The sequence below is a fragment of the Arthrobacter saudimassiliensis genome, from assembly GCF_059090665.1.
In genome coordinates this window covers 48,193-74,312 of sequence record NZ_JBNHFX010000005.1, presented here as the reverse complement: position 1 = coordinate 74,312, position 26,120 = coordinate 48,193, and the positions used below count along the sequence as shown (strand labels likewise).

The window sequence follows — 26,120 nt, the reverse complement described above, 5'->3', positions numbered from 1 at the left end:
AGGCACCACAGGGCGGCGAGGCCATCGGCCGCCGCCCGGATTGCGGAGAGAAAAAGCAATGCAGAACCCGCCGCGGATCAGCGAAAACGGCAACATCGGACCCATCGACGCGGCACAGGTGCCGCGCTACGCGGGAGCGGCCACCTACGCCCGCCTGCCCCGCCTGGACCAGGTGGAGCGCGCGGACGTGTCCATCGTCGGCGTCCCGTTCGACACCGGCGTCTCCTACCGCCCCGGCGCACGCTTCGGCGCCAACCACATCCGTGAGTCCTCCCGCCTTCTGCGCCCCTACAACCCCGCGATGGACACCTCGCCGTTCGCGAACCTGCAGGTGGCCGACGCCGGCGACATGGCCGTGAACCCGTTCAACATCAACGAGGCGATCGAGACCATCCAGCAGAACGCCCTGGACCTGACCGAGAACGGTTCCAAGCTGCTGACCCTGGGCGGGGACCACACCATCGCCCTGCCGCTGCTGCGCGCCGCCGCCGAGCGGGCCGGCCAGCCCGTGGCCATGCTGCACTTCGACGCCCACCTGGACACCTGGGACACCTACTTCGGCGCGGAGTACACCCACGGCACCCCGTTCCGCCGCGCCGTGGAGGAGGGCATCCTCGACACCGAGGCCATCTCCCACGTCGGCACCCGCGGGCCGCTGTACGGCAAGAAGGACCTGGAGGAGGACCGCCGCTTCGGCTTTGGCATCGTCACCTCCTCCGATGTCTTCCGCCAGGGCGTGGACGAGGTCGTCGCCAAGCTGCGGGACCGCATCGGCAACCGCCCGCTGTACATCTCCGTGGACATCGACGTGCTCGATCCCGCCCACGCTCCCGGCACCGGCACCCCCGAGGCCGGCGGCATGACCAGCCGCGAGCTGCTGGAGATCCTGCGCGGGCTGCGCGGCATGAACCTGGTGGGCGCCGACCTGGTCGAGGTCTCCCCGGCCTACGACCACGCCGAGCTGACCGGCGTGGCCGCCTCCCACGTGGCGTACGACCTGATCACCCTGATGGGTCTGTCCGAGTGAGCACCCCGGCGCCCGGCGCACCCGTCCGCAACGGCGGCGACCTCGTCGTTGAGACCCTCTCCGCGCTGGGCGCCACCACGGTGTTCGGCATTCCCGGGCAGCACGCCCTGGGACTGTTCGACGCCCTTTCCCGTTCCCCCCTGGAATTCGTGTCCTCCCGGGTGGAGAACAACTCCGCCTTCGCCGCCGACGGATTCTCCCGGGCGACCGGCAAGGTGGGTGTGCTGTTCCTGTCCACCGGCCCCGGCGCCCTGACCGCCCTGGCCGGGCTGCAGGAGGCCTACGCCACCGGCGTGCCGATGGTCGTGGTGGCCAGCCAGATTCCGATCGAGGGCCTGGGTGCCCGACGCCGGGGCATGCTGCACCAGCTCGATGACCAGAAGGCCTCGGCTGCCAACGTGACCAAGAGCCAGCGGCTGATCCAGCATGCCTCCGGCATCCCGTCGGCCATCCAGGACGCCTGGACCGAGGCGATCTCCTCGCCCGCCGGACCGGTGTGGATCGAGATTCCGCAGAACGTGCTGCTGAACCCGGTCATGGTCCCGGCCGTCGAGGACGCCCTCGCCGAGCCGTTCGACAACCCGCCGCGGATCGAACTGGTCCGCGAGGCGGTGCGCTGGCTGGGTGAGGCCCGGCGGCCGGCGATCATCGCCGGCGGGGGTACCCGCCGCGGCGGGGCCGAGGCGCAGCTGCGCTCCATTGCCGAGAAGCTGCATGCACCCGTGGTGTGCTCGCCCGGCGGCAAGGGCGCGTTCCCGTGGGAGCATCCGCTCTCGCTGCAGTCCTGGGTCGAGGACCGGCACGTCACCGACGTGCTGGAAGACGCGGACGTGCTGATCGTCGTCGGCTCCTCCCTGGGCGAGGTGACGAGCAACTACTTCACCATGGAGCCGCGCGGACGGATCATCCAGATCGATGCCGAGCCCAGGGTGCTGGAGTCCAACCGCCCCGGCCTCGGCATCCGGGCCGACGCCGGCCAGGCGCTGAGCGCCCTGGACGAGGCGCTGGTGCCGACGCCGGGCGGCCGGGAGCCGGACTGGCACGGGCGCACCGCCGAGCAGGTCGTGGCCGACACGCTGGCCAGGGTCCGGGCGCGGCTGGACAGCCAGGACCTGGGCCTGGAGCGCCGGTTCATGGACGACATCCGGGCCGCCGTGCCGGACGGCATGCAGACCTTCTGGGACATGACCATCGCCGCCTACTGGGCGTGGAGCTGCTGGGATGCGCGCAGCGGGGCCTTCCACTCCGCGCAGGGCGCCGGCGGGCTCGGCTACGGGTTCCCGGGTGCGCTCGGCGCCGCCGTCGGGCTGGGCGGGCGGGTGCTGGCCGTCTCCGGCGACGGCTCGGCCATGTACTCCATCGCCGAGCTGGCCACCGCACGCCAGCATGATCTGCCGGTCACCTGGCTGATCGTCGACGACGGCGGCTACGGCATCCTGCGCGAGTACATGACCGATGCGTTCGGCAAGGCCACCGCCACCGAGCTGGCCCGCCCCGACTTCGTGCGGCTGGCCGAATCCTTCGGCGTGCCCGCCCGCCGCACCGGCCCGGAGGGCGTGCGCGCCGCGCTGGAGGAATCCTTTGCGGCGGAGGGCCCGAACGTCGTCGTGGTCGAGACGCTGCTGCGGCTCTTCGCACCCACCCACCTCACGTAACGCCCAGCTTCCTCCGATAAAGTTTCCCCAGGCAACCAATCACACTTTTGGGGAACGACGCCGCCCGGACGGCGCCGGCGCGTTCCCCGCCATGCGGAGGAGGCACCGCCGTGGAGTTCCTGATCCTTCTCGTCTTCCTGCTGTTCGGAACCGTGCTGGTGGTGGGAATCGGGGAACGGATCCGGCTGCCCTATCCGGTGCTCATGCTGGTGTTCTCCGCGCTGGTGGCGTTCCTGCCGATCATTCCGGAAATCCACATCGATCCGGAGCTGATCCTGCCGCTGTTCCTGCCGCCGCTGCTCTACGCAGCCGCGCAGCGCAGCTCCTGGTCCGTGTTCCGGCTGCGCTGGCGTTCCCTGGTGCTGCTGGCCGTCGCGCTGGTGGCGGTGACCGTCGCCGTCGTCGCCGGCGTCACGCTGCTGATGGTCCCGGCCATTGCGCTGCCGGCCGCCATCGCGCTGGGCGCCATCGTCGCGCCGCCGGATCCGGTGGCCGTGGAGGCCGTGGCCGGCAAGGTGAAGATGCCGCGCCGATTGATCAGCGTCCTGCAGACCGAGGGCCTGTTCAACGACGCGATCGCCATCGTGATCTTCCAGGCCGCGGTCACCGCAACGCTCAGCGGCGGCGAAGTCGGCTGGGACGTGGTGCCGCGGTTCCTGCTCGGGGCGGCCGGGGCCGTCCTGCTGGGCCTGGCCATGGGCTGGCTGGTCGGGGCGCTGAACCGGTTCGTGCCGAACCTGGTCGCCCGGTCGGCGGTGACCCTGGTGGCGCCGTACGCGGTGTACCTGCTGGCCGAGGAGGTGCACTTCTCCGGGGTGGTCGCCGTCGTCGTCACCGCGCTGGAGCTGGGCCGCCGGGCGCGGCCGCAGGACTCGGAGGAGCGGCTGACGCGCACCGCGTTCTGGGAAGTGGTGGAACTGCTGACCACCGGTGCCGCCTTCGGCCTGGTGGGCATCGAAATGCGCTACGTCATCGAGGACGAGGGGCGGGACATCCTCGGCTTCATTCCCGGCATCATCGCGATCTGCGCCGCCGTGGTGCTGGTGCGCTTCCTCTGGATGTACGGCATCTACCGGTTCGGCGGGGTGGAGAAGCGCAACCAGGCGCCCGGCTCGCTCAAGGAGGTGCTGGTCCTCAGCTGGTGCGGCATGCGGGGGCTGGCCACGCTGGCGCTGGCCCTGGCGCTGCCGTCGGTCACCGATGCCGGGGAGCCGCTGGAGGGGCGCAACTTCATCATCGCCGCGGCCTGCTCCGTGCTGCTGGTGACCCTGGTGCTGCCCGGGCTCACGCTGGGCCGGCTGATGCGGGCGCTGAACCTGCCGGACGACCACCGGGCGGCGGCGGCCAAGGAACGCGACCTGGCGCGGCGGGCCGAGAAGGTGGCGCTGGAGACCATGAAGCGCTCGACGGCGGCGCAGGCGCTCCCGCCGGAGCGGCGGGCAGCCCTGGCCCGCCGGATGTCTTCGCTGCACACCATCCTGGAACGGGACTTCGAATCCGACCCGGAGAAGATGCTGGCGCTGAAGGCGACGCTCGAGGTGATGGACCAGGTGCAGCGGGAGGCCCTCGCCGCCGCCCGGCGCGAGGTGCTGGCCGCCCGCCGGCAGCCCGGCGTCGACCCGGAGGCGGTGGACCGGGTGCTGCGCCGCCTGGACCTGCGCACCGTCACGCTGGACCGCGGCGGCCACTAGCGGCCCCGGCGGCGCCGTGCCGTCCTGTCCGCGGGCGGGCCGCAAGAGCCGCAGGACCCTTCAGTGCGCCCGGCGCCGGACGTACGGTGGAGCCGTACCGTGCAACGGCCGGCGGCCCGCCGGCCGGGAAGACCGGAGGCTGCCATGAGTACCGTCCTGCGGGTGGAACACCCGGCCCAAGACATGTACGTGCTGCGCAACACCAGCGACCGCGAGCTGCACAACGTGGTCGTGGACGGCTCCCAGGTGGGGGTCGAAACGAAGAACCTGCCCGCGGGAATGGACCTGGCTCCCGGGGAGGGAGTGGAGTTCCACATGTACAAGCACGGCGGCACCGAGCCTCCCGGCCACCTGTACGTCCGGTGGGACGAAGCCGACGCGTGGGACCGGATCGCCGTCGGCCCCGCTGCCTGACCCCCTGAAGCGGGCTTCCCCGGCGGCCCCCGGCAGGAGGCAGCCGGCCGCGGCCGACGCGCGCACCGGGCGGGCAGCAGGAGTACGGGCGCCGTGTGGTCCAGACTGGAGCGCATGAGCAGCCCACCTCCCGGAACCGACGGCGGCCCCGACGTCGACGTCGTGATCGTCGGCGCCGGCCTCTCCGGAATCGGCGCCGCCTGCCGGCTGCAGGCCCGCTGCCCGGACCGGTCCTGGCTCATCCTCGAACAGCGGCAGGCGACGGGCGGAACCTGGGACCTGTTCCGCTATCCCGGCGTCCGGTCCGACTCGGACATGTACACCCTCGGCTACGCCTTCAAGCCCTGGCGGCAGGGCCGGTCGCTGGCGGACGGTGCGGCGATCCTCGACTACATCAGGGACACCGCGGCGCAGTTCGGCGTGGACCGCCGGATCCGCTGCCGCAGCCGGGTCACCGCCGCGGACTTTTCCACCGAAGACGCCTGCTGGCACCTGACGGTGGAGGAGACGGACGATGCGGGCGCCACGGCACTGCGCACCCTCACCTGCCGCTTCCTGTACAGCTGCGCCGGCTACTACGACTACCGGACGCCCCATGATCCCCGGCTGCCGGAGGTGGAGCGCTTCGCCGGCACGCTGGTGCATCCCCAGTTCTGGCCGGAAGGCCTGGACTACGCGGGGAAGCGTGTGGTGGTCATCGGATCCGGAGCCACAGCGGTGACCCTGGCGCCGGAAATGGCGCGGACGGCGTCGGTCACCATGCTGCAGCGCAGCCCGACCTGGATCGGCTCGGTGCCCGCGGTGGATGTCCGGGCCCAGGTCCTGAAGCGGCTGCTCCCGGCCCGGGCGGCGCACCGTGCCATCCGGGCGGTGAACATCCTTTCCAGCACCGCGTTCCATCAGTTCTGCCGGCGCCTGCCGCACCTTGCCCGCCGGGTGCTCAGCGCGCGGAACCGGCGCGCCCTGGGCAGCGCCGCACTGGTGCGCGAGCACTTCAGCCCGCGCTATGACCCGTGGGACCAGCGCTTCTGCGCAGTCCCCGACGGCGACCTGTTCCGCGCCGTCCGTGCCGGCACGCTCCGGATGGTCACGGAGACCATCGCAGGCTTCGAGGCCGACGGCGTGCGGCTGGCCTCGGGGCAGGTGCTTCCCGCCGACGTCGTGGTGACGGCCACGGGACTGCAGCTGCAGGCCTTCGGCGGAATCTCCCCGTCCGTGGACGGGGAAACCGTGGACCTGTCCCGGCAGTTCGTCTGGCAGGGGGCAATGGTCAGCGGCCTGCCGAACTTCGCCGTGTGTATCGGCTACACCAATGCCTCGTGGACCCTGCGCGCGGACCTGAGCCACCGGCTGGTCTGCACGGTGCTGAACTGGATGCGCCGGCGGGGGTGTGAGGCGGCGGTGCCGGAACCGGCAGCCGGGCTGCGGCCGAGGCCCCTGCTGGACCTCGCCGCGGGATATATCCAGCGCTCCGTGGACGCCTTCCCGCGCCAGGGCCACCGGGGCCCCTGGCGGGTGCGGCAGAACTACCTGCTGGACGCGCCGGCCGCCCGCCGGCCGAAACTGGACCGGGACCTGCGCTGCGTCGGGCCGGCCGGAAGGAGCACGCAATGAGCGTCGACGACGCCCGATGGATCCAGGTGGAGGGCACGCCGCTGCGGGTGCGGGTCTCCGGGCCCCCGGCCGGACCTCCGGTCCTGCTGCTGCACGGGGTGGGGCGCAGCCTCGAAGACTGGCAGGACGCCCATGACCTGCTGGCCGTGGACCACCGGGTCATCAGCAGCGACCATCCCGGTTTCGGGCTGAGCCCGCAGGGGACGGTCCGCCCCGGCCTGGCGTACTACGCCGCCGCCGCGGCGACAGTGCTGGACGCGGTGGGGGAGGACCGGCCAGTCCACGTCATGGGCAACTCCCTGGGCGGCGCGGTGGCCATGCAGTTTGCCGCCCGGTATCCCGGGCGCGCCGCCAGCCTGGTGCTCGTCAACAGCGCCGGATTCGGGCGGGTGGCCAGGCTGTCCCTGGCGCCGGTCGTGCTGAGCCTGGCAACCCGGCTGCCGCGCGTCGGGCCGCGTTTCCGGCAGCGCGCGCGGGAAGCGGGGGCAGCGGCCAACCGGCGCCTGTTCTTCGACCCCGCACACGCCACCGAGGCCCGGCTGCGGCACGCGGCGCAGGTGGGACGCCAGCCGGACCATCTCGCCACGTTCGCCACCGTGACCCTTGGGCTGGGGCTGCCCTACGCCGGGGTCTACCGGCGCTGGCGCACCGAGCTGCTGGAGGCCGTCGCCGGGCTGGGCCTGCCCACCCTCGTGGTGTGGGGCGACGCGGACCGGATCCTGCCGAACAGCCAGTTCGATGCCGCGCTCGCCGCCCTGCCCAACGCGCAGAGCCACATCTTTGCCGATACCGGGCATATGCCGCAGATCGAACGTGCGGCCGAGTTCGTGGAGCTGGCCCGCCGCTTCATCGGGCAGTCCGCGCAGAACGGTGCAGCCGAAGGGCGGGCGGGCGACGGCGGCGGGGCCGGGCCGGCCTAGAAGAGCACCACCTGGCGCAGCTCGGCGGCATCGGCCAGCCGGTCCATGCCGAGGTTGATGTCCTCCAGCCTCAGCTGCGCGGAGATCAGCTTCTCCACCGGCAGCCGCCCGTCCCGCCATCGCCGCACGTACTCCGGAATGTCGCGTGCCGGCACCGCCGACCCGAGGTAGCTGCCGATGATGGTCCGCGCCTGTGCCGTGATCAGCAGCGGAGAGATGCTGACCCGGGCCTCCGGCGAGGGCAGCCCGGCCGTCACCGTGCGTCCGCCGGGCGCCGTGGCGGCAAACGCGGTTTCGAAGGCGCGGGCATTGCCGGCGGCCTCCACGGCATGGCTGGCCGTAATGCCCAGGTCGGCCACCTGCTGCGGCGTGTACACCTCATGCGCCCCCAGGTTCCGTGCGTGCTCCAGCTTGGCCTCGGCCATATCCACCCCGATGACCCGGACATCCGGCAGGGACGCCGCGACCATGACTGCCGCCATGCCCACGCCGCCGAGGCCCACCACCATGAGCGACTCACCCGGTGCGGGGCGGGCCGCGTTCAGGACCGCGCCGCCGCCGGTGAGCACCGCGCAGCCGAGGACGGCGGCCACCGGCACGTCGTCGTCCACCGGAACCACCGAATTGCGGTGCACCACGGCGTGGGTGGCGAACCCGGAGACGCCCAGATGGTGATGGACCGGGTCGCCGCCGTCGCGGTGCAGCCGCCGTCCGCCGCCCAGCAGCTCGCCGCGCTCGTTGCTGGCGCTGCCGGCGCTGCAGGGCACCAGTCCGTCCGTGGCGCACCCGGCGCACTGCCCGCAGCGGGGCAGGAAGGTCATCACCACCCGCTGCCCGGGTGCCAGGTCGGTCACGCCGCTGCCCACCTGCTCGACCCGTCCGGCGGCCTCGTGGCCCAGCAGCATGGGAACCGGCCGGCGGCGGTTGCCGTCCACCACGGACAGGTCCGAGTGGCACAGCCCGGCGGCCTCCATCCGGACCAGCACCTCGTGGTCGCCGGGCGGATCCAGCTGAAGGTCGACAACGTTCAGCGGGCGCGACTGCGCGTACGGCCGGTCGGCTCCGATCTGTTCCAGCACGGCTCCGGTGATCTGCATGGGCGGGCCCTTTCCGTCGATGGGTGGAGCCAGTCTGCCACGGGCAGGGGGACCGGCGGGCATACCGGCGGCATGCACCCCGGAACTGTACCGTGGGCCACAGTTGGTTGCCTGAAGCAAATAACCTGAGTATAGTTGCCTGACGCAAGCAAACTTCCGTTCCCGCATCCATCGAAAGGCGGCCGTGTCAGTACGACAGGAAACCGCTGAAGACCTCATCCACCAGATCTCGGTGCTGCAGCGCCAGCTGCGCTGCGTCACCCAGCAGAGCGTCATCAGCACCGGCCCCGGCGCAGCCCTGCAGGGCGTCATGCGCATCATCAGCGAAAGCGGTGAACTGCGCGCCACCGACCTCGCCCACCAGCTGGGCATCGGCCCGGCCGGCCTCAGCCGCCATATCGCCGAACTGGAGGAGCTGGGCTGGGTGCAACGCCGGCCCGATCCGCAGGACGGCCGCGCCTACCTGATCAGCCTCTCCGCGGAGGGCCGGGCCACACTGGCCGACGCCCTGCACCGCCGCGCCCTGCTCCTGCAGGACATGCTCAAGGAATGGACCGAAGACCAGGCCGCCGACACCGCCGGCTGCCTGGCCCGCCTGTCAGCGACCCTGCAGGCATCCACCCGGTCAACCCGCCCGGGCACCACACCCCTGCCCCTCACTTCACCTGCCCCGGAGGCCAACGCCCAGTGACCACCCCCAAGACTTCAGCCGCTCCGGCCCACCACGACCCGGAGAAGATGACGCACCGCCAGATCCTGCAGGTGCTCACCGGGCTCCTGGCCGCCCTGTTCACCGCCATGCTGAGCTCCACCATCGTGGCGACGGCGCTGCCGACCATCATCGGCGACCTCAAAGGCACCCAGACCGACTACGCCTGGGTCGTCACCGCCGCCCTGCTCGCCAACGCGGTCAGCACCCCGATCTGGGGCAAGCTCGCGGACCTGTTCAACAAGAAGGTGCTCGAACAGCTGGGCATCGTGATCTTCGTGGCCGGCTCGGTCCTGGCCGGGTTCGCCAACGACATGACCGTCATGCTCGTGGCCCGCGTCATCCAGGGCCTGGGCATGGGCGGCCTGACCGCCCTGGGCATGGCGATCATCGGCTCGATCATTCCGCCGCGGGAACGCGGCCGCTACTCCGGCTACATGGGCGCCGTCATGGCGGTGGCCACCGCCGGCGGCCCGCTGCTGGGCGGCTTCATCGTCGACAGCCCGCTGGGCTGGCGCTGGACGTTCTTCAGCTGCATTCCGCTGGCCGTGATCGCGATGATCCTGCTGCAGTTCACGCTCAAGATCAAGCACGAGAAGAAGCCGGCCAGCATCGACTGGCTCGGCAGCATCCTGCTCAGCGGCGGCGTCTCGCTGCTGCTCATCTGGGTTTCCTTCGCGGACCAGGACGGCTACTACGCCTGGATCTCCTGGGAGTCGGCCGCCATGGTCGGCGGCAGCATCGTGCTGCTGGCCCTGCTGGTGCTGGTCGAATCCAAGGTCAAGGCCCCGATCATTCCGCTGAACATCATCCGGCAGCGCACCACCGCCCTGGTGATCATCGCCTCCGTGGCCGTGGGCATCGCCATGTTCGCCTCCACCACCTACCTGGGCCAGTACTTCCAGGTGGCCCGCGGCTACAGCCCGACGGCGGCCGGCCTGCTCATGCTGCCGCTGATCGCCGGCAACCTGCTCGGTTCGGTCGGCTCCGGCCAGCTGATCACCCGGTACGGCAAATGGAAGATCTACCTGATCATCGGCGCAGCCCTCGTGGTGCTGGGCACCGGCCTCTCCGGCATGATCAACCACGAGACGGACATGGTCCTGGTCGGGGTGTTCCTGTTTATCCTGGGCCTCGGCATGGGCCTGCTGATGCAGAACCTCGTGCTGGCCGTCCAGAACACGGTCTCCATCTCCGATATCGGCGCAGCCAGCGCCTCGGTGGCATTCTTCCGCACGGTCGGCGGCGCCGTCGGCGTCTCGGTGCTCGGCGCCGTGCTGTCCCGCCAGGTCACCTCCCGGGTCACCACCCGCTTCGAGGAACTGGGCATGCCCACCGGCCAGGGCGCGGAGGCAGCCACCCTGGACATCGGTTCCCTGCCCGGCCCGATCGCCGAGATCTTCCGCGCGGCGTACGGCGACGGCATCGCCGTGGTCTTCCGGATCGCCGCGCTGGTGGCCGTGATCGCCCTGGTCGCCGTGCTGTTCATCCGCGAACAGAAGCTGCGCCTGACCCTGGACCTGAAGCCGTCCGCCCCGGTCGATCCGGAAGTGACCGGCGGCAGCGAACTGGTCCGCACGGCAGCCGATCCCGCTGCCCAGCCCGCCGGGGTGCCCGCCCGCCCGGCAGCGCCCGACGCCGTGCCCGACGGGGGAGCGGGGACCGCCGGCGGCGCCTCCGAACCTTCGGAGGCCGGCCGGCGCTGAGGCCCGGGAGACAGCAGGCAGCAACGGCGGCCGGTTCGAAGGAACCGGCCGCCGTTCGCGCTCCCTCCGCCGCACGCGGAGCCGGTGCAGGGCGCCTACTGCATGGTGAAGCGGCGTGCCACGGCGTCGGCGGCCGGCCCGGACCGCAGCAGCGCCCCCATCGCCCGGTTGCGGGCCGCCATCACCGCCGGCGGCAGCGGCCGGCCCAGCGCCATGTTCAGCCGTGCCTGGGCGTCCGCCACCACGGCCTCGCGCCGCCGGCGCCGCTGGAACCGCAGCAGGGCGTCCCCCACGTCGTCGCCGCGCAGGGAACGGGCGATCAGCGGGACCGCCGCGGCGGCGTCCAGCCAGCCCAGGGTCATCCCCTGGCCGCCGATCGGGCTCACCTCATGGGCCGCGTCGCCCACGAACAGGGTGCGCCCGTGCACCATGCGCCGGACCCGCCCGGTGCGCACGGTGAACGCGCTGAGCATGGTGCTGGAGTCCGGATCGATCTTCACGCCGGTGCGCCGGCGGACCTCCCCGGCCAGGTCGCCGGCGTCGGCCAGGGGGCGCAGCGCGCCGGTGTGCGCGACCCAGCGGCGGGTGCCGCCCGGAAGCGGAAACGACTCCACGATGCCCTCCGGCTCCAGGTAGAGCACGCCCAGCGGGCCGTCGCCGGTGTCGTCGGCGAAGTCGCCCATGAGGTAGGAATCCAGGATCCGTTCGCCCTCCCGCGGCACTGCCAGCAGCCCGCGCACGCCGGACCGGGCGCCGTCGGCCGCCACCAGCAGCCGCGCGGTCACCGACGCGTCCGACGCCGGGCCGGCCAGGTCCAGGGTGACCGAGGCGCGGTCCTGGCGCACGCCGGTGACGGCCGCTCCGCGGACCAGCGCCGAGGCATCCAGCGCCGCCAGCCGCTCTTCCAGCACCTGCTCCGTCCGGACCTGCGGCAGGGTCAGGACGAACGGGTACTTGGTGTCGGCGGAGTCGAACCGCACCTCGGCCACCAGGGAACCGGCGAAGCGGGCCTGCCCGCGGCGGATCCGCATCCCCTCGCCGGAGAGCTGCTCCGCGACGCCGGCCGCGGCCAGCGCCCGCAGCCCGGGCGGATGGATGCCGATGGCCCGCGAGTGCGCGCTGCGCTCGGTGCGCTGCTCAAACACCCGCACCCGCAGCCCCCGGCGCAGCAGCAGGATGGCGGTGTACAGCCCGACCGGCCCGCCGCCGACCACAGCCACATCCAGATCCGGCTCCACGGAGGCGGGACCCCTCACGGCTGTCGTCCGCCGTCGGGGGTGAACATCAGCAGGTTCTGCCACGGCCGGTGCTGCACCGTCGTCCACCCGCCGGGGGCCGCCGCGGCCAGCTCGGTGCGGGTGAAGCTGCGCCGGATCGAGGTCAGGCCGTCTTCACGGATGAACGAACCCGGGAAAAAGGGGAGCGTGCCCACCGAGAACAGGGCGTAGCCCCACGGGTTCCGTTCGATGTCGCTGTGCAGGCACAGCCGCCGGGTCAGCTGCTCCGAATCGGCCAGCAGCTCCTTGAACCGGGTCTCGTCCAGATGGTGCAGCATGTGGTTGCTGACCACCAGGTCGTATTCCCGGCCCTCGGCCACCAGATCGGAGCTGTACGCCTGGCGGAACGCAAGGCCCGGCCGCGGCCGTGCGGACGCGAAGGCGTGGGCGCGCGGATCCGGGTCCAGGGCCGTGATCCGCAGGTCGATGCCGTCGCGGCGCGCCCAGCGGGCCAGCGCCCGCGGCAGGTCGGCGCCGCCGGAGCCGATGTCGAGCAGCGTGTGCGGGCCCGGGCCCGAGAGCTGCGGCCGCAGGTAGCGGACGTAATTGCGGCGCCAGCCGGACACCACCGCGTTGATCAGCCAGAACTGCGCGTAGGTCCGCTCCAGCCGGCGCGGATCGCAGTCCGGGCGGTCCATCTGCTCCACCGCGTCGGCGGCCCGTACACTCAGGTCCGGAACCAGGGCCCGGCGCAGGCGGGCCGCCGGGCTTCCGGTGCCGGCTGCGCTCATGCTCCTGCCGGAACGGCGGCGGGCGCGCCGTCGGACACGTCCGCAGCGGCCGGAACCGGCACCGCGGCGGCGTCGGCAGCCTGGGCCGGAGCGCCCACGGGCCCGCCCACACGGGTGAACAGGCCGGTCTCCACGGTCAGCCCGGGGCCGAAGGCCATCGAGCAGATCCGCTCGTTGCCGCCCGAGAAGGGCTGCTCAAGGATGTGCTTGAGTACGAACATCACGGTGGCGCTGCTCATGTTCCCGAAATTGCGCAGCGTTTCCCGGGCGGGCAGCAGCTGCTCCTCGGAAAGCCCCAGCTTGGACTCGACCTTGTCGAGGATGCTCCGCCCGCCGGGATGGATCGCCCAGTGTTCAATCTCGTGGTACGGCACGCCGTCCAGCGTCGGATCGGAGGCGAGCAGCGGCTCCAGGGCCCCGACGATGTGGTCGTCGATGATGTGCGGCACATAGGTGCCCAGGACCATCTCGAAGCCCTCGTCGCCGATGTTCCAGGCCATCGACTCCTCGCCGACCGGGGTCAGCACGGTTTCGAAGTGGTCGAGCTGGATGGCGGGGGTGTCGGCGGGCAGGTCCCGTCCGGTGATCACCGCGGCGGCCGCGCCGTCGGCGAAGAGGGAGGAACCCATGATGGTGTCCGGATCATTGGACGTGCGCACGTGCAGCGAGCACAGCTCCGCGCTGACGACCAGGACGACGGCGTTCGGATCCTCCTGGCAGAAGGACTTGGCGGCGCGCATGGCCGGGAAGGCGGCGTAGCAGCCCATGAAGCCAAGGTGGTAGCGCCGCACCGACGGGTTCAGGCCCAGGGCCCGCACCACCTTGTAATCCGGGCCGGGGTTGAAGAAGCCGGTGCAGGAGACGGTCACGACGTGCGTGACGTCCTCGGCGGAGATGTCGGGGCAGGCGGCGAGGGCCTTCTGCGCTGCCTCGATGAACAGCTTGGTGGCTTCCACCGCGAAGATGTCGTTGCGGGTCTTGGTGCTCGGGCTCATCAGCTGCCCGGACGCGGAGTCGAAGAACGCCGGGTTCTCGGCGCGGTGCCCCAGCGAAAGCTCGGAGACCGCGGTACGGCGGGTATCGATGGCGGCGGAGTCGAAACAGGTGCGGACCAGCCGCTGGCCCAGGCGGGTGAGCCCGGGCTGGGAGGCGAACACGTCACGTGCCTCTGACTGGACAAGGATGGTCGGCGGGAGAGCAGTTTCGAGGGACCTCAGGGTAACCGTCATAGTCCATTCTTAGGGGAGAGTGTCGCCGGGCACAATCCGAGGGGCACCGGGGACAGGGCTGCGGCGGGCCGCCGGACACGCCCGCCGAAAGGATTGAGCAGCGGGCCCGGCGGGGCCATACTCGTACCACCCTGCCCCCGCAGGGCCGGCCGGGCCTGCCGCTCCCGTGCACAGCGCTCCGCCCGGAACCGTGTCAATGAGGACACCTAGGAGTGCGCATGGCTTCCGTATCCCGCCCGGCCCCCGACGCCGAGCCCTCGCCCAGGAACCTTCGGCAGGTGGTGGCGGCCTCCATGGCCGGCACCGTGGTCGAATGGTACGAGTTCTTCCTCTACGCCTCGGCCGCGACCCTGGTGTTCGGCAAGCTGTTCTTTCCCAACGCCGGCACCGACCTCGACAGCATCATCGCCGCGTTCGTCACCTACGCCGTCGGCTTCCTGGCCCGGCCCATAGGCGGCATTGTCTTCGGCCACTTCGGCGACAAGCTCGGCCGGAAGCAGCTGCTGCAGCTGAGCATCATCCTGGTCGGCGCCTCGACCTTCCTGATGGGCTGCCTGCCCGGCTTCGACTCCATCGGCTACTGGGCGCCGGCCCTGCTGGTGACGCTGCGCTTCATCCAGGGCTTCGCCGTCGGCGGCGAATGGGGCGGGGCCGTGCTGCTGGTCGCCGAGCACAGTCCGGCCCGCTCGCGCGGCTTCTGGGCCAGCTGGCCGCAGTCCGCGGTGCCGATGGGCAACCTGCTGGCCACGGGCGTTCTGTTCCTGCTCTCCTCCACCCTCAGCGAGGAGGCATTCCTCAGCTGGGGCTGGCGGGTGGCGTTCTGGCTCTCCGCCGTCATCGTGATCGTTGGCTATTACATCCGCACCAAGGTCTCCGACGCACCGATCTTCAAGGCGGCGCAGGCGGAGGTGGAGCAGGAGGCGAAGGGCTACGGCGTGGTGGAGGTCTTCCGCCGGTACCCGCGCGGCGTCTTCACCGCCATGGGCCTGCGCTTCGCGGAGAACATCCTCTACTACCTGGTGGTCACCTTCTCCATCACCTATCTCAGCACGGTGGTGAAGACCGATACGTCCCGGATCCTGCTGCTGCTCCTGGTGGCGCACTTCATCCACTTCTGCACCGTGCCGCTGGTGGGCCGGCTCTCCGACTCCCTGGGCCGCCGCCCGGTCTACCTGGCCGGCGCCGTGCTGGGCGCCACCTGGGGGTTCTTCGCCTTCCCGATGATGGACACCGGCCGGGACCTGATGATCCTGGCCGCGGTGACGATCGGGCTGATGTTCCATGCGCTGATGTACGCCGGCCAGCCGGCCATCATGGCCGAGATGTTCCCCACCCGGATGCGCTACAGCGGCGTTTCGCTGGGCTACCAGGTCACCTCCATCGTCGCCGGCTCGCTGGCTCCGATCATCGCCACGAGCCTGCTCAGCCGTTACGACTCCTCCGTGCCGGTGGCCATCTACCTGCTGATCGCCTGCATCATCACGGTGGTGGCGGTGCTGGCCCTGCGGGAAACCCGGGGATTGTCCCTGCACGACGTCGACGCCGCCGACGCGCAGGGCACCGCGGACCTGATGAGCGCCAAGGCGGCCAAGGACGCGGAAACCGAGGCGGCCGCCGGCACCGGCAGGGGACGGCGCCGCACCCGGCCCGGGCGCTAGCCGCACCGCCCCCCCCGGCAGGCCTTGCCCGCCGAGGGGCGGGGGTGCAAGGCTGTCAGCACTTCACAACGCGAAGCAAAGGAGCTTGGCATGGCCGCAGTGGGCTGGATCGGATTGGGCAACATGGGCGGGCCGATGGCCGCCAACCTGGTGAAGGGCGGGCACACGGTCCGCGGCTACGACGTCGTTCCGGCGGCGGTGGAGGCCGCCGTGGCGGCCGGCATCGAACCGGCGGGATCGGTCGCGGAGGCGGTGGCCGGAGCGGACGTGGTCTTCACGATGCTGCCCAAGGGTGAACACTCGCGTGCGGTGTACCTGGGGGAGGGCGGCATCTTCGCCGCCGCCTCCACGGACACGCTGCTCGTGGAGTCCTCCACGATCGACATCGAAACGGCGCAGCTGCTGCATGACACCGCGGCCGGAGCCGGGTTCCGGTTCGTGGACGCCCCGGTCTCGGGCGGCATCAGCGGGGCGGCGGCGGGCACCCTCACGTTCATGGTGGGGGGTGAGCCGGGCGCGGTGCAGGAGGCGGCCGGCTACATCGAGCCGATGGCCGGCAACGTGATTCCGACCGGGGGCCCGACCACCGGGGAAGCGGCGAAGATCTGCAACAACCTGATGCTGTTCATCAACATGGCCGGCACCGCCGAGGGCGCGGTGCTGGCGGACCGGCTGGGCCTGGACCGGAAGGTCTTCTGGGACATCGCCTCCGTCTCCTCCGGAGACAGCTGGGCGCTGCGCACCTGGTACCCGCTGCCCGACGTGGTCCCGACCGCGGCCGCGAACAACGACTTCGCGCCCACCTTCACGGCGGAGCTGGCGAACAAGGACATCACGCTCGCGCTGCAGGCCGCGGAGGGCACCGGCACGCCCCTGCGGGTCGGCGCCCAGGTGCAGGAGCTGCTGCAGCAGCTGCTCGACGGCGGGCAGGGCGGCCGGGACTGCACCATGATCGTGCAGCTGGTGGACGGGCGGCTGGAGGTCACCGACCAGGCTTGAGCAGTTCCTTGTCCAGTACCAGCTCCAGGGACAGGGTCTTGTAGCCCTCGGACTCGAAGAGCACGGTGACGGTCTCGTCCTCGTAGCTCATGACCATCCCGGGCCCCCACTCCGGGTGGGTCACCGTGGACTGCACGGGGAAGGGCTGCGGGCCTTCGGATTCCTGCGGGCCCAGCTCTTCCCCCTGCTCCTCGGCGCGCTCGCAGTTGTCGCAGTACCCGCACATGTCCTCGGCGTCCTCGCCGAAGTAGTTCAGCAGGAAGCGGCGCCGGCAGTCCGTGGTCTCGGCGTATTGGCGCATCATTTCCAGGCGGGAGGAGTCGATGTTCTCCCGCTGCCCGGAGAATTCGACGGCGGCCTGCACCGCCGCGTCGACTCCGCCGCGCCGGGACACGTAGCAGTAGCCGTCTTCACCGGCCTCCACCGACCCGGACTGCTCCAGCAGGGAAAGCTGGCCGGAAAGCCGTCGGGCGCCGACGTCCAGCTCGTCCCGCAGCTGCGCCGCGGGCACCGGGTTGTGCCGGCCCTTCAAGGCGTTCAGCACCTGCAGCAGGCCGTCCTCGTCGGGAGCCTTCGCGGCGAAGAAACGGCGCAATCCCAGGTCCTCGGGCCGGTAGTGCAGGAAGACCTCACAGGCCTGGCCGTCGCGGCCGCCACGGCCGATCTCCTGGTAGTAGCTGTCCACCGAATCGGGCACGTCCGCGTGCACCACGAACCGCACGTTGGGCTTGTCGATGCCCATGCCGAAGGCGGTGGTGGCCACCACCACGTCCAGGTCGTCGCCCTGGAACTGCTCGTGGATGCGTTCGCGGTCATCCTTCCGGCGGCCGGAATGGTAGGCGTCGGCGCGCACCCCCGCCTCCTGCAGCCGTTCGGCGTACTCTTCGCTTTCCCGGCGCGTCGCCACGTAGAGCAGCCCGGGGCCCGGCAGCGCGGCCACCTGCTCGAGGATCGCCCGGCGCTTGTCCTCATCCTCGACGTAGCGGCCGGCCCCGAGGTGCAGGTTGGGGCGGTCAAAGCCCTGCGCCACCTGCAGCGGCTCCCGCATGCACAGCTGATCGATGATTTCGGCCCGCACGGGCGGGGCCGCGGTTGCGGTCAGCGCGATGACGGGCCGGCCGAGGGACTCGACCAGGGGGCCGAGCTGCAGGTAGTCGGGGCGGAAATCGTGGCCCCAGGCGGAGACGCAGTGCGCTTCGTCGATCACCAGCAGGGAGACGTCGAGCCCGCGCAGCCGGTCGGCGATCTCCTCCCGGGTGACCTGCTCAGGAGCCAGGAACAGGAACTTCGCCCGCCGCGACTCGTCGTCCTCTGCCGCCGCGGCCCAGGCCTCGTCCCAGGATCCCTGGGATTCGGTGGAGTTCAGCACGTAGGCGCGGACCGCCCCGGCGGCCTCGTTGATGGCGTCCGCCTGGTCCCGCTGCAGGGCGATCAGCGGAGAAATCACGACGGCGGTGCCCGGCATCGCCATGCCCGGCACCTGGTAGACGGCGGACTTGCCGGCGCCGGTGGGCATCACGCAGAGCACGTCCCGGCCTGCGGCGGCGGCTTCCATGGCTTCGAGCTGTCCCGGCCGGAAGTCCTCCCAGCCGAACACCTCGGCGGCGGTGCGCTGCAGGTCGCTGCGGGACGTGGTCATGGTCTTTCCTCCTGGCCTGGAAGCGGTGCCGGCGGCGCCGCGGTTCATCAGCCTACTGAGTTCCGCGGCCCGGCGCCGCATTGGGTGGCATAGGCCACGTCGGGAGCTTCGCCCCCCGGGTTGCCTGAGACGGGCATCGGATTCGTGTGGGCAGAGGATGGGCGGCCGGCGTCAGGCTGTCCGGGGGCGGGCGACGGCGGCGCGCTCCCGGGGCCGGGCGGCCCGGTACCACTGCCGGCAGAAGATGATGATGACCGCCAGTTCCAGCACGGCCCCGCCGTAGTACATCACCAGGGCTCCGGCCTCGGCCTGGTCCGCCGGAACCCCGGCGGGCGGCTCGGCGTAGATCAGTTTGGCCAGGATGTTGTGGGCCGCCACCGAAAGCACCAGCACCGAGGCGCGCAGCGGGAAGGACGCCCGGTGAGCCAGGGGGTCCCGGCTGATCAGGGCGGCTGTCCACAGATAGCCGGCGGCCACCAGGTGCGCGGTGACCAGCCAGTGCACCGGCATGGACTCCTGCATGGCCTGCAGCAGCGGCGTGCGGAACATCAGCCACATGCCGCCGACGTTCAGCACCGCCGCCGTCACCGGATGGGCGAGGAAGCGCAGCGGGACGCTGCGCAGCAGCCGGCTGAGCCGGCGGGCGGGAAACACCGCCAGGGTGCGCAGCGCCAGGGTAAAGGGACGTGAGAGGACCAGCAGCAGCGGGGCGGCCATCCCGGCCATCAGGTGCGCGACGCTCAGCACGGTAAAGGAGTCATGGATCGCATTGGCCATCGGCTGCAGCACAGTGGCCAGGGCCGTCAGCACGCCGGCCGTGAAGAACGCGGTGCGGTACCAGGGCCAGCGTCCGGAACGGGCGGAGAACGCAGCCCTGCCGTAGGCGATCACCGCCACCACGGCAGGGATGAGGAACAGGGACTCCGCGGTCCCGCCGCCGTGGTTATGCATCGGTCCCGTGCGTCACACGGTGGGCCGGCACGGCGCCGCGGGTGCGGTACAGCAGCAGGGCGCCGGCCAGGATCAGCAGCACGGCGACGCCGTTCCACACGGCGTCGTAGGGCAGCAGGTCCACGTTGTAGCGGATCTGGTGCAGGTTCAGGAGCTTGTGCTGCACGATGCCGTCGTAGAGCTGGAACGCGCCGGCGCCCAGCAGCACGGCCCCGGCCCAGCGGGCGGGCAGCAGCTCCTGCCGCCGGCGCAGATCCGCGAACAGGAACAGCGACGCCACGGTGGCGAACCAGCTGAAGGCATGGAACAGGCCGTCGGAGACCAGGCCGGCGGCCAGCGTCGCCCGGTCGTAGAAGTGGTGCCAGTGCAGCAGCTGATGGAAGACGACCTCGTCCACGAATCCGGCAATGCCGATGCCGAGCAGGAGCCCGGACAGGAGGTTGCGGCGGCGGGCGGTGAGGGCAGTCGCGGTCTCGGGGGCCATTAATCGAACATAACACTGCTGATGATTGCCGGACACGGCCGGCGGGCCTGCTGGCTCCCGACACCGCAACCGGGTGAGGATGGGCCCATGTGGATCGGTGCATTGGAATTCGACCTGCTGCTCGGCGACGTGCATTCGCTCAAGGCCAAGCGCTCGGTGGTGCGCCCCATCCTGGCTGAACTGAAGCGGAAGTTCGACGTTTCCGCGGCCGAGGTCGGCAGCCTGGACCTGCATCGCCGGGCGGCGATCGGCGTCGGGCTGGTGGGCGCCGACCGCGCCCACGTGTCCCAGGTGCTCGACGCCGCGGAGCGGCTGGTGGCCGCCCGGCCGGAGGTGCAGCTGCTGGCCGTGCGCCGTCAAATGCTCACGGCGGAGGACTGAGATCGGCCGCGGCGTTTGCGCCGCCCGGCCGGCCATGGGGAACAATTGGGCGGGTGAGCCCAACCGCATCCGAGACCGCTGACCAAACCGCCGAAGAATCCGTGCTCGCCCGGATTGCCGCTGAACTGGGCGTCGCCGTGCGCCAGGTGCGTGCCGCCGTCGAGCTGCTGGACTCCGGCTCCACCGTGCCGTTCATCGCCCGGTACCGGAAGGAGGCCACCGGGGCGCTCGACGACGCGCAGCTGCGCGAACTGGAGGAGCGCCTGCGCTACCTGCGTGAGCTCCAGGACCGGCGCCGTGCCGTTCTGGAGGCGATCGAGGGCCAGGGCAAGCTGACCGATGAGCTGCGCGCGGCTGTCCTCGCCGCCGAGACCAAGGCCCGGCTGGAAGACATCTACCTGCCCTACAAGAGCAAGCGGCGGACCAAGGCGCAGGCCGCGCGGGAGGCCGGGCTGGAGCCGCTCGCCGAGGCGCTGCTGTCCAATCCCGGGCTCGACCCCGAGGCGGAGGCCGCCCGCTACGTTTCCGATGCCGTCCCGGATGCCGGCGAGGCGCTCGCCGGGGCCCGCGCCATCCTGGTGGAGCGCGCCACCCAGGACGCCGATCTGCTCACCGAACAGCGCGAACGGCTGTGGAAGCAGGGGCGGTTGCGGTCCCGGGTCCGGCCCGGCAAGGACGCCGAAGGGCAGAAGTTCGCCGACTACTTCGATTTCGCGCAGTCGCCCTCCGGCATGCCCTCGCACCGGGTGCTGGCCCTGCTGCGCGGAGAGAAGGAGGGGGTGCTGGAACTGACCCTGGCCGAAGCGGATCCGGCCGATGCCGAGGCCCTGGCCGCCGCCCGGGCCCGGTTCGAGGCCGCAGTGGCCGCCCGGCTCGGCGTGCGTGCCGGCGGCCGGCCCGCCGACGCGTGGCTGGCGCAGACCGTGCAGCAGGCGTGGCGGCGCATCCTCGCCAAACTGTCGGTGGACCTGCGGGTCCGGCTGTACACCGAGGCGGAGGAGGAAGCCGTGAGGGTCTTCGCCGCCAATCTGCGCGATGTGCTGCTGGCTGCTCCGGCCGGCAACCGTGCCACCCTGGGCCTGGACCCGGGGCTGCGTACCGGCGTGAAGGTCGCCGTGGTGGACGGCACCGGCAAGGTCGTGGCCACGGACACCGTCTATCCGCATGCCCCCGCCCGCCGCTGGGACGAGGCGCTGGGCAGGCTGGCCGACCTGGCCCGCCGGCACGCCGTCGAGCTGATCGCCATCGGCAACGGCACCGCGTCGCGCGAAACCGACCGGCTCGCCGCGGAGCTGCTGCGGCTGCTGCCCGAAACCCGGCTCCAGAAGCTGGTGGTCTCCGAAGCGGGGGCCAGCGTGTACTCCGCCTCCGCCCTGGCCAGCGCGGAACTGCCCGGGCTGGACGTGTCGCTGCGCGGGGCGGTGTCCATCGCCCGCAGGCTGCAGGATCCGCTGGCCGAACTGGTCAAGATCGACCCGAAGTCGATCGGTGTGGGCCAGTACCAGCACGACGTCACCCAGGCCAAGCTCGAACGTTCCCTGGACGCCGTGGTCGAGGACTGCGTCAACGCCGTCGGGGTGGACCTGAACACCGCCTCGCCCGCACTGCTGGCCCGGGTGGCCGGCGTCGGCCCGCTGCTGAGCGAGAACATCGTCGCCTACCGCAACGAGGTCGGCCCCTTCACCCGCCGGAAGGACCTGCTCAAGGTGCCGCGGCTCGGCGCGAAGGCGTTTGAGCAGTGCGCCGGGTTCCTGCGGGTCACCGGCGGGCCGGAGCCCCTGGACGGCTCCAGCGTGCACCCCGAGTCCTACAGCCTGGCCCGCCGCATCCTGACCGCCGCCGGCGCCGAAATGGGCCCGGCCGGGGCCGAGCTGGCCGGGCTGGACCCGGCAGCGTTCGTCGACGACACCTTCGGGCTGCCCACCGTGCTGGACGTGATGGCCGAACTGCGCAAACCGGGCCGGGATCCGCGCCCGGCGTTCAAGACCGCCGAATTCTCCGACGGCATCGAAAAGATCTCCGATCTGCAGCCGGGCATGGTGCTCGACGGCGTGGTCACCAACGTGGCCGCGTTCGGTGCGTTCGTGGACGTGGGCGTGCACCAGGACGGGCTGGTGCACATCTCCGCGATGTCACACAGCTTTGTCTCGGATCCCCGGGAAGTGGTCAAGTCCGGGCAGGTCGTCAAGGTGAAGGTCCTGGAGGCGGACCCGGAGCGCAGGCGCATCTCCCTGACCCTGCGGCTGGACGACGACGCCGCGCCCGGCGGTGCTCCGCGCGGCGGACGCGAGGGGCAGCGGGCGGACGGCCGCCGGCCCGGGGCGGGCGCAGCCGCCGGCAACGGGAAGAGCCGGAACCGGGACGGCAAGACCACGGACCGTGGAACCACGGCTGGCGCGGGCAGGGAAGCCCGCCAGCCTGCCGGCCGCGGCGGGCAGCCGGCCCGGCAGGGAGGAAAACCGCCGCGTGCACAGGACGGTGCAGGACGGCCGGAGCCGCAGGGCGCCATGGCCGAGGCGCTGCGCCGGGCAGGCCTGGCCTAGGGGCATCCAGCGCCGGCAGCCGGGCCGCCGGCGGGCGGGAAGCTCCGGCACCGGGCCGGCCTCAACGCGGCCAGGTCCATTGGCGGCCCGGGGACAGGCTCAGCGCCCGGGCTCCTCATCCGCCGCGTCCGGATCCAGCAGCGCTTCCTCCGGGGCACCGGGATCGGCGGCGCCGTCGCGCGCCTCGTCGCCGATGTAGGCGGCGGGAACGGTGCCGCCGGCATGGGTGCCCTGTTCCTCGCGGATGTTGCCGGCGTGGCGGTCAGTGCCCGGGCCGTCGCCCGGCCTGGGTGCCTCCGGGTCGTGCTGCTCTCCGACAAGCCGCGGTTCGCCGGTGGCCTCGGGGACCCGGATGCTGGGGCCCAGCGGATCGGCGGCGTCGCTCTTCGGGCCGGTGGATTCATTGCTCACGAAAGAAGTCCTTCCTGCAGGGTGCTTCGACCCTAGCAGCGCAGCGTGCCGCCGGTGGAAGCCCCGGGCGTCATATGTCCGCGCCCGCCGTGACCCTCAGCCCCGGTCCAGCAGCCTGCCGAGCAGGCTGGCATCCAGTTTCTCCAGCAGCTCCCGGGGATCGCCGTAAACTTCCTCCGCGCCGGCCTCACGCAGCTCCGCCTCGCTGGTGCCGCCGCAGGTCAGGCCGATGGTCGGGATGCCGAGCTCGGCGGACGCGTGCACATCCCAGACGGAGTCGCCGACGAAGACGGTGTCCTCGGCAGCCAGTTCAGCCGCCTCCAGGGCCGCCTGCAGGATGTCGGGGGAGGGCTTGGACTCCTCGGCGTCGCCTGAACTCGTGGCGGCGGTGATGGCGGAGTCGGCGTCGATCACCTCGCGCAGCACCTTCAGCTCCGGCTTGGACGCCGAGGAGGCAAGCACGACGACGAGCTCGCGGTCCGCGCACTCCCGGACCAGCTCCCGGGCGCCGTCGAAGCTGCGCAGCGACGGCCACCAGGTGGAGAACACCGCGCCGTGCGTCGCGTCGAGCTCCTCGTCCTGGCCGGCGTCGCGGTCCTCACCGAGCAGATGCGCCACCAGCTTGTCCCCGCCCATGCCGATCGCCCGGTGGATGGCGGACATGGGCACGTCATGGTCGTACCGGCGGAACGCCTGCCACCAGGCGACTGCGTGCAGGTAATTCGAATCGACCAGCGTTCCGTCCACGTCGAAGAGGACGCCGCGCCTGCCTGAAGTCTCCGTTGCCATGCCTACCTGCCTTCGTTGCCGCCGTGGTGGTTCGTGGTTTCCGAGTCTAGTGCCCGCCCGGCCGGGCCCGCCGGTCCGAGGAAGGCCTGAAGCTGTGCCTCCAGGAGGGACGTTTCCTTCAGTTCGCACTCCCACACGGTGAAGGATTCCCATCCCTGAGCCGCAAGCGCCTGGACCGCTGCCTCGTCCCGTGCCACGGTGCGGGCGCGTTTCTCGGCCCAGAACGCGGCGTTGGTGCCCGGCGCCGCCCGTCCCGCCCGGCAGGTGTGTGAATGCCAGAAGCACCCGTTGACGAAGATGACCTTGCGCCGGCCGGCGAAGACCAGGTCCGGGCGGCCGGGCAGCTTCCCGCCGCGCGCGGCGCCGTGCAGCCGGAACCGGTAGCCGGCGGCGTGCAGCAGGCGGCGCACCAGCAGCTCGGGCTTGGTGTCCCGGCCGCGGATCCGCGCCATGTTCCGGCTGCGCTGCTCCGGCGAGACGGTGTCCATGGTTCCAGCCTAGAGTGGCTCCGCGCGGCGCGGTGAAGCCTGCGGCTCTGGTGCATGCCGGGCCGTCCTGCTTTGGTAGAAGGTGATCTGCGAAAGGACACGGCGGATGGCGCACATTCGGATACTGGGCACCGGCGCGACGATCGCCTCCACGGCCGGCGACGACGGCGCGGCGGTGGCCGCCGGGGCCGAGCCGGGCACCCGGGAGGACCCGGAGACGGGGCTGGCCGGACGGCACACGGTTTCCACCCGGCAGGTCGGCACCGCCGGACGGATGCCGCGCCTGGCCGATCTGCGCCGGGTGGTGCTGGCCGCCGTCGCAGCCCTGGAGGAGCCCCGGGTCGACGGGGTCGTGGTCACCTATCCGTCCGCCGGGATGGCAGAGGCGGCGTTCCTGCTCGACCTGGTGCTGGCCTCGCCCAAGCCGGTGGTCTTCACCGGAGCGCGGAGGGCCCCGGGCCGGCCGGGCGCGGACGGGCTGCGGAACCTTGCCGAGGCCGTGGAGGCAGCCGCCGCTGAGGACCTGCACGGAGCCGGTGCCCTGATTGCGATGGGCGGGACCGTCCGGACCGCCCGCGGAGCGTCCATGGGCCCGCCGGTCCGGGGCGGAACCGAGGTCGGCCGTTTCCTGGGTGACCGCCTCCACGTCACCGCCCGGCCGGTGCGGTCCGCTCCGCTGCCGGTGCCCTCCGATGACTTTGACCGGGCCCGCGTCGACATCGTCGACTGCCCGCTGGGTGCCGACACCTCGCTGCTGCGGCATGCGGCGGGAGAGGCGGACGCCGTGGTGCTCACGGGCTCGCAGCTGGCGGAACCGTCCGAGGACCTGGTGGCAGCGGTCCAGGACGCGGTGACCGCCGGGTGCCCGGTGATGCTCAGCAGCTGGTGCTCTTCACTGGTGCTTCCCGGATATGGGGAACTCGTGGCGCCCGAACTCGTCGCAGCCGGCGGCATGCCCTCCGGTGAGCTGGGGGCGGCCCAGGTGCGGATGCTGGCCGCCCTGCTGACTTCGGCGCCGGCCGCACACGAGGAAATCCGCCGGGCGCTCACCACAGGCGGAGCCTGAACGCCAGTAGGGAAGGGTGATTCCTACGCATTTTTGCGACTACGGGTTCGCAGCTCCCTAAGTGAGCTTATGATTGACCCTACGTTGGTACCCCTTACAAGGAGGTAAGAAGAATGTCGGGCTACTTCAAGCTGGTGGATGCCCATGACGGCGCCTACCGGATCAAGCTGATTTCCGGCGAGGGTGCCCTGATGGCCGTATCGGCGATGTTCCCCACAAAGCAGGCTGCCGTTGCCGGCATCGAGGCCCTCCGGGAGATTGCCGGGACCGGCCCGGTGGTCGATCAAAGCAGCGACGTCGACGTCCTGGCCGAAGCACGGCGCAAGGGCCCGGCCAAGGCCTCCTAGGAGACCGGCCCCGCCTCATCAACGGAGCCTGCCGATCCGCCCAGTGGGTGGGGAGGCAGGCTCCGTTTATTGTGTCTGTCGGTCCGGCGCGGCCGGGTCAGGTCTGGTCTTCGCCGCCCTCAGCCGGCTCCTCGGGATGTTCCCGCTCCTGGGTGGGACCCGCTTCCGTGTCACCCTCGGCAGGTTCTTCGGGCCGGGTCCGGATCTTGTCGTCCGGGTCCGGATTGGATGTTCCGGTCTCACTCATGGGTCTCTCCAGTCGTTGGTGGTTCCTCCTGGCGCAGGCCCGCGATC

The 26,120-nt window shown here is 71.6% G+C and carries 25 protein-coding genes; 14 read left to right on the top strand and 11 right to left on the bottom strand.

Going from position 1 to position 26,120, the window contains the following annotated elements; translation table 11 throughout:
• Window positions 1-58 precede the first annotated feature (58 nt).
• From speB to AC5RV6_RS16380, 6 genes are all read left to right on the top strand, one after another.
• Window positions 59-1,027 (top strand): agmatinase, encoded by a 969-nt coding sequence (gene speB / locus AC5RV6_RS16405; protein WP_494008431.1) that lies wholly within the window; start codon window positions 59-61, stop codon window positions 1,025-1,027.
• Window positions 1,024-2,682 carry a thiamine pyrophosphate-binding protein gene (locus AC5RV6_RS16400; protein WP_494008430.1) on the top strand — a complete coding sequence of 553 codons (1,659 nt, stop codon included), beginning with the start codon at window positions 1,024-1,026 and terminating at the stop codon, window positions 2,680-2,682. The genes speB and AC5RV6_RS16400 overlap by 4 nt, the downstream gene beginning before the upstream one ends.
• A 110-nt stretch (window positions 2,683-2,792) precedes the next feature.
• Window positions 2,793-4,373 carry a Na+/H+ antiporter gene (locus AC5RV6_RS16395; RefSeq protein ID WP_494008429.1) on the top strand — a complete coding sequence of 527 codons (1,581 nt, stop codon included), beginning with the start codon at window positions 2,793-2,795 and terminating at the stop codon, window positions 4,371-4,373.
• A gap of 144 nt (window positions 4,374-4,517) precedes the next feature.
• A complete protein-coding gene (locus AC5RV6_RS16390; protein ID WP_494008428.1) occupies window positions 4,518-4,787 on the top strand; it encodes a hypothetical protein in 270 nt (89 codons plus the stop codon).
• Window positions 4,788-4,901: 114 nt separating this feature from the next.
• A complete protein-coding gene (locus tag AC5RV6_RS16385; RefSeq protein WP_494008427.1) occupies window positions 4,902-6,401 on the top strand; it encodes a flavin-containing monooxygenase in 1,500 nt (499 codons plus the stop codon).
• Window positions 6,398-7,321, top strand: coding sequence for an alpha/beta fold hydrolase (locus AC5RV6_RS16380; protein ID WP_494008426.1), 924 nt, complete (start codon window positions 6,398-6,400; stop codon window positions 7,319-7,321). Before AC5RV6_RS16385 ends, AC5RV6_RS16380 begins: the two co-directional genes overlap by 4 nt.
• Here AC5RV6_RS16380 and AC5RV6_RS16375 read toward each other — a convergent pair.
• Window positions 7,318-8,418, bottom strand: a complete 1,101-nt coding sequence (locus AC5RV6_RS16375) for an alcohol dehydrogenase catalytic domain-containing protein (protein ID WP_494008425.1) — start codon at window positions 8,416-8,418, stop codon at window positions 7,318-7,320. The genes AC5RV6_RS16380 and AC5RV6_RS16375 overlap by 4 nt on opposite strands.
• 184 nt (window positions 8,419-8,602) lie before the next feature.
• Between AC5RV6_RS16375 and AC5RV6_RS16370 the strand changes: the two genes are divergently transcribed.
• Both AC5RV6_RS16370 and AC5RV6_RS16365 read left to right on the top strand, forming a co-directional pair.
• A complete protein-coding gene (locus AC5RV6_RS16370) occupies window positions 8,603-9,109 on the top strand; it encodes a MarR family winged helix-turn-helix transcriptional regulator (RefSeq protein ID WP_494008424.1) in 507 nt (168 codons plus the stop codon).
• A 47-nt stretch (window positions 9,110-9,156) separates the two neighbouring features.
• Window positions 9,157-10,833: an MDR family MFS transporter gene (locus AC5RV6_RS16365; RefSeq protein ID WP_494008524.1), complete on the top strand. Its 1,677-nt coding sequence runs from the start codon at window positions 9,157-9,159 to the stop codon at window positions 10,831-10,833.
• Window positions 10,834-10,928: 95 nt separating this feature from the next.
• Here the strand turns inward: AC5RV6_RS16365 and AC5RV6_RS16360 are convergent, their stop codons facing one another.
• From AC5RV6_RS16360 to AC5RV6_RS16350, 3 genes are read right to left on the bottom strand one after another with little or no spacing between them, the layout of a single operon-like run.
• Window positions 10,929-12,071, bottom strand: a complete 1,143-nt coding sequence (locus tag AC5RV6_RS16360; RefSeq protein WP_494008423.1) for an FAD-dependent oxidoreductase — start codon at window positions 12,069-12,071, stop codon at window positions 10,929-10,931.
• Between the two features lie 14 nt (window positions 12,072-12,085).
• Window positions 12,086-12,841 carry a class I SAM-dependent methyltransferase gene (locus tag AC5RV6_RS16355; protein ID WP_494008422.1) on the bottom strand — a complete coding sequence of 252 codons (756 nt, stop codon included), beginning with the start codon at window positions 12,839-12,841 and terminating at the stop codon, window positions 12,086-12,088.
• Complete coding sequence (locus AC5RV6_RS16350) at window positions 12,838-14,070, bottom strand: type III polyketide synthase (RefSeq protein WP_494008421.1); 1,233 nt, start codon at window positions 14,068-14,070, stop codon at window positions 12,838-12,840. The genes AC5RV6_RS16355 and AC5RV6_RS16350 overlap by 4 nt, the downstream gene beginning before the upstream one ends.
• A 218-nt stretch (window positions 14,071-14,288) precedes the next feature.
• On the opposite strand from AC5RV6_RS16350, the gene AC5RV6_RS16345 reads away from it, so the two are divergent.
• Window positions 14,289-15,728 carry an MFS transporter gene (locus AC5RV6_RS16345; RefSeq protein ID WP_494008420.1) on the top strand — a complete coding sequence of 480 codons (1,440 nt, stop codon included), beginning with the start codon at window positions 14,289-14,291 and terminating at the stop codon, window positions 15,726-15,728.
• A gap of 90 nt (window positions 15,729-15,818) precedes the next feature.
• Entirely contained in the window at window positions 15,819-16,727 is a 909-nt protein-coding gene (gene mmsB, locus AC5RV6_RS16340) for a 3-hydroxyisobutyrate dehydrogenase (RefSeq protein ID WP_494008419.1), read from the top strand.
• On the opposite strand, the gene AC5RV6_RS16335 is transcribed toward mmsB, so the two are convergent.
• From AC5RV6_RS16335 to AC5RV6_RS16325, 3 genes are all read right to left on the bottom strand, one after another.
• Window positions 16,711-18,366, bottom strand: a complete 1,656-nt coding sequence (locus AC5RV6_RS16335) for a RecQ family ATP-dependent DNA helicase (RefSeq protein ID WP_494008418.1) — start codon at window positions 18,364-18,366, stop codon at window positions 16,711-16,713. The genes mmsB and AC5RV6_RS16335 overlap by 17 nt on opposite strands.
• Window positions 18,367-18,537: 171 nt before the next feature.
• A complete protein-coding gene (locus AC5RV6_RS16330; protein ID WP_494008417.1) occupies window positions 18,538-19,317 on the bottom strand; it encodes a cytochrome c oxidase assembly protein in 780 nt (259 codons plus the stop codon).
• Entirely contained in the window at window positions 19,310-19,801 is a 492-nt protein-coding gene (locus AC5RV6_RS16325; RefSeq protein ID WP_494008416.1) for a DUF2243 domain-containing protein, read from the bottom strand. Before AC5RV6_RS16325 ends, AC5RV6_RS16330 begins: the two co-directional genes overlap by 8 nt.
• An 87-nt stretch (window positions 19,802-19,888) precedes the next feature.
• On the opposite strand from AC5RV6_RS16325, the gene AC5RV6_RS16320 reads away from it, so the two are divergent.
• Window positions 19,889-20,182, top strand: coding sequence for a DUF503 domain-containing protein (locus tag AC5RV6_RS16320; RefSeq protein WP_494008415.1), 294 nt, complete (start codon window positions 19,889-19,891; stop codon window positions 20,180-20,182).
• A gap of 53 nt (window positions 20,183-20,235) precedes the next feature.
• A complete protein-coding gene (locus AC5RV6_RS16315) occupies window positions 20,236-22,725 on the top strand; it encodes a Tex family protein (protein WP_494008414.1) in 2,490 nt (829 codons plus the stop codon).
• A 99-nt stretch (window positions 22,726-22,824) separates the two neighbouring features.
• On the opposite strand, the gene AC5RV6_RS16310 is transcribed toward AC5RV6_RS16315, so the two are convergent.
• From AC5RV6_RS16310 to AC5RV6_RS16300, 3 genes are all read right to left on the bottom strand, one after another.
• Entirely contained in the window at window positions 22,825-23,136 is a 312-nt protein-coding gene (locus AC5RV6_RS16310; RefSeq protein WP_494008413.1) for a hypothetical protein, read from the bottom strand.
• A gap of 96 nt (window positions 23,137-23,232) precedes the next feature.
• Entirely contained in the window at window positions 23,233-23,925 is a 693-nt protein-coding gene (locus AC5RV6_RS16305; RefSeq protein WP_494008412.1) for an HAD family hydrolase, read from the bottom strand.
• A gap of 2 nt (window positions 23,926-23,927) precedes the next feature.
• Window positions 23,928-24,413, bottom strand: coding sequence for a very short patch repair endonuclease (locus tag AC5RV6_RS16300; RefSeq protein WP_494008411.1), 486 nt, complete (start codon window positions 24,411-24,413; stop codon window positions 23,928-23,930).
• Window positions 24,414-24,519: 106 nt separating this feature from the next.
• Here AC5RV6_RS16300 and AC5RV6_RS16295 point away from each other — a divergent pair, with 106 nt between their 5' ends.
• Entirely contained in the window at window positions 24,520-25,479 is a 960-nt protein-coding gene (locus AC5RV6_RS16295) for an asparaginase domain-containing protein (RefSeq protein WP_494008410.1), read from the top strand.
• Window positions 25,480-25,592: 113 nt separating this feature from the next.
• Window positions 25,593-25,826 (top strand): YegP family protein, encoded by a 234-nt coding sequence (locus AC5RV6_RS16290; RefSeq protein ID WP_494008409.1) that lies wholly within the window; start codon window positions 25,593-25,595, stop codon window positions 25,824-25,826.
• A gap of 97 nt (window positions 25,827-25,923) precedes the next feature.
• Here AC5RV6_RS16290 and AC5RV6_RS16285 read toward each other — a convergent pair whose 3' ends face one another.
• Window positions 25,924-26,073 carry a hypothetical protein gene (locus tag AC5RV6_RS16285; protein WP_494008408.1) on the bottom strand — a complete coding sequence of 50 codons (150 nt, stop codon included), beginning with the start codon at window positions 26,071-26,073 and terminating at the stop codon, window positions 25,924-25,926.
• Between the last annotated feature and the right edge of the window lie 47 nt (window positions 26,074-26,120).

Coding starts and splice junctions, on each gene's coding strand:
- speB (WP_494008431.1), top strand. CDS start 59: ATGCAGAACCCGCCGCGGATCAGCGAAAACGGCAACATCGGACCCATC.
- AC5RV6_RS16390 (WP_494008428.1), top strand. CDS start 4,518: ATGAGTACCGTCCTGCGGGTGGAACACCCGGCCCAAGACATGTACGTG.
- AC5RV6_RS16385 (WP_494008427.1), top strand. CDS start 4,902: ATGAGCAGCCCACCTCCCGGAACCGACGGCGGCCCCGACGTCGACGTC.
- AC5RV6_RS16380 (WP_494008426.1), top strand. CDS start 6,398: ATGAGCGTCGACGACGCCCGATGGATCCAGGTGGAGGGCACGCCGCTG.
- AC5RV6_RS16375 (WP_494008425.1), bottom strand. CDS start 8,418: ATGCAGATCACCGGAGCCGTGCTGGAACAGATCGGAGCCGACCGGCCG.
- AC5RV6_RS16365 (WP_494008524.1), top strand. CDS start 9,157: ATGACGCACCGCCAGATCCTGCAGGTGCTCACCGGGCTCCTGGCCGCC.
- AC5RV6_RS16355 (WP_494008422.1), bottom strand. CDS start 12,841: ATGAGCGCAGCCGGCACCGGAAGCCCGGCGGCCCGCCTGCGCCGGGCC.
- AC5RV6_RS16350 (WP_494008421.1), bottom strand. CDS start 14,070: ATGACGGTTACCCTGAGGTCCCTCGAAACTGCTCTCCCGCCGACCATC.
- AC5RV6_RS16345 (WP_494008420.1), top strand. CDS start 14,289: ATGGCTTCCGTATCCCGCCCGGCCCCCGACGCCGAGCCCTCGCCCAGG.
- mmsB (WP_494008419.1), top strand. CDS start 15,819: ATGGCCGCAGTGGGCTGGATCGGATTGGGCAACATGGGCGGGCCGATG.
- AC5RV6_RS16335 (WP_494008418.1), bottom strand. CDS start 18,366: ATGACCACGTCCCGCAGCGACCTGCAGCGCACCGCCGCCGAGGTGTTC.
- AC5RV6_RS16330 (WP_494008417.1), bottom strand. CDS start 19,317: ATGCATAACCACGGCGGCGGGACCGCGGAGTCCCTGTTCCTCATCCCT.
- AC5RV6_RS16325 (WP_494008416.1), bottom strand. CDS start 19,801: ATGGCCCCCGAGACCGCGACTGCCCTCACCGCCCGCCGCCGCAACCTC.
- AC5RV6_RS16320 (WP_494008415.1), top strand. CDS start 19,889: ATGTGGATCGGTGCATTGGAATTCGACCTGCTGCTCGGCGACGTGCAT.
- AC5RV6_RS16305 (WP_494008412.1), bottom strand. CDS start 23,925: ATGGCAACGGAGACTTCAGGCAGGCGCGGCGTCCTCTTCGACGTGGAC.
- AC5RV6_RS16300 (WP_494008411.1), bottom strand. CDS start 24,413: ATGGACACCGTCTCGCCGGAGCAGCGCAGCCGGAACATGGCGCGGATC.
- AC5RV6_RS16295 (WP_494008410.1), top strand. CDS start 24,520: ATGGCGCACATTCGGATACTGGGCACCGGCGCGACGATCGCCTCCACG.
- AC5RV6_RS16290 (WP_494008409.1), top strand. CDS start 25,593: ATGTCGGGCTACTTCAAGCTGGTGGATGCCCATGACGGCGCCTACCGG.
- AC5RV6_RS16285 (WP_494008408.1), bottom strand. CDS start 26,073: ATGAGTGAGACCGGAACATCCAATCCGGACCCGGACGACAAGATCCGG.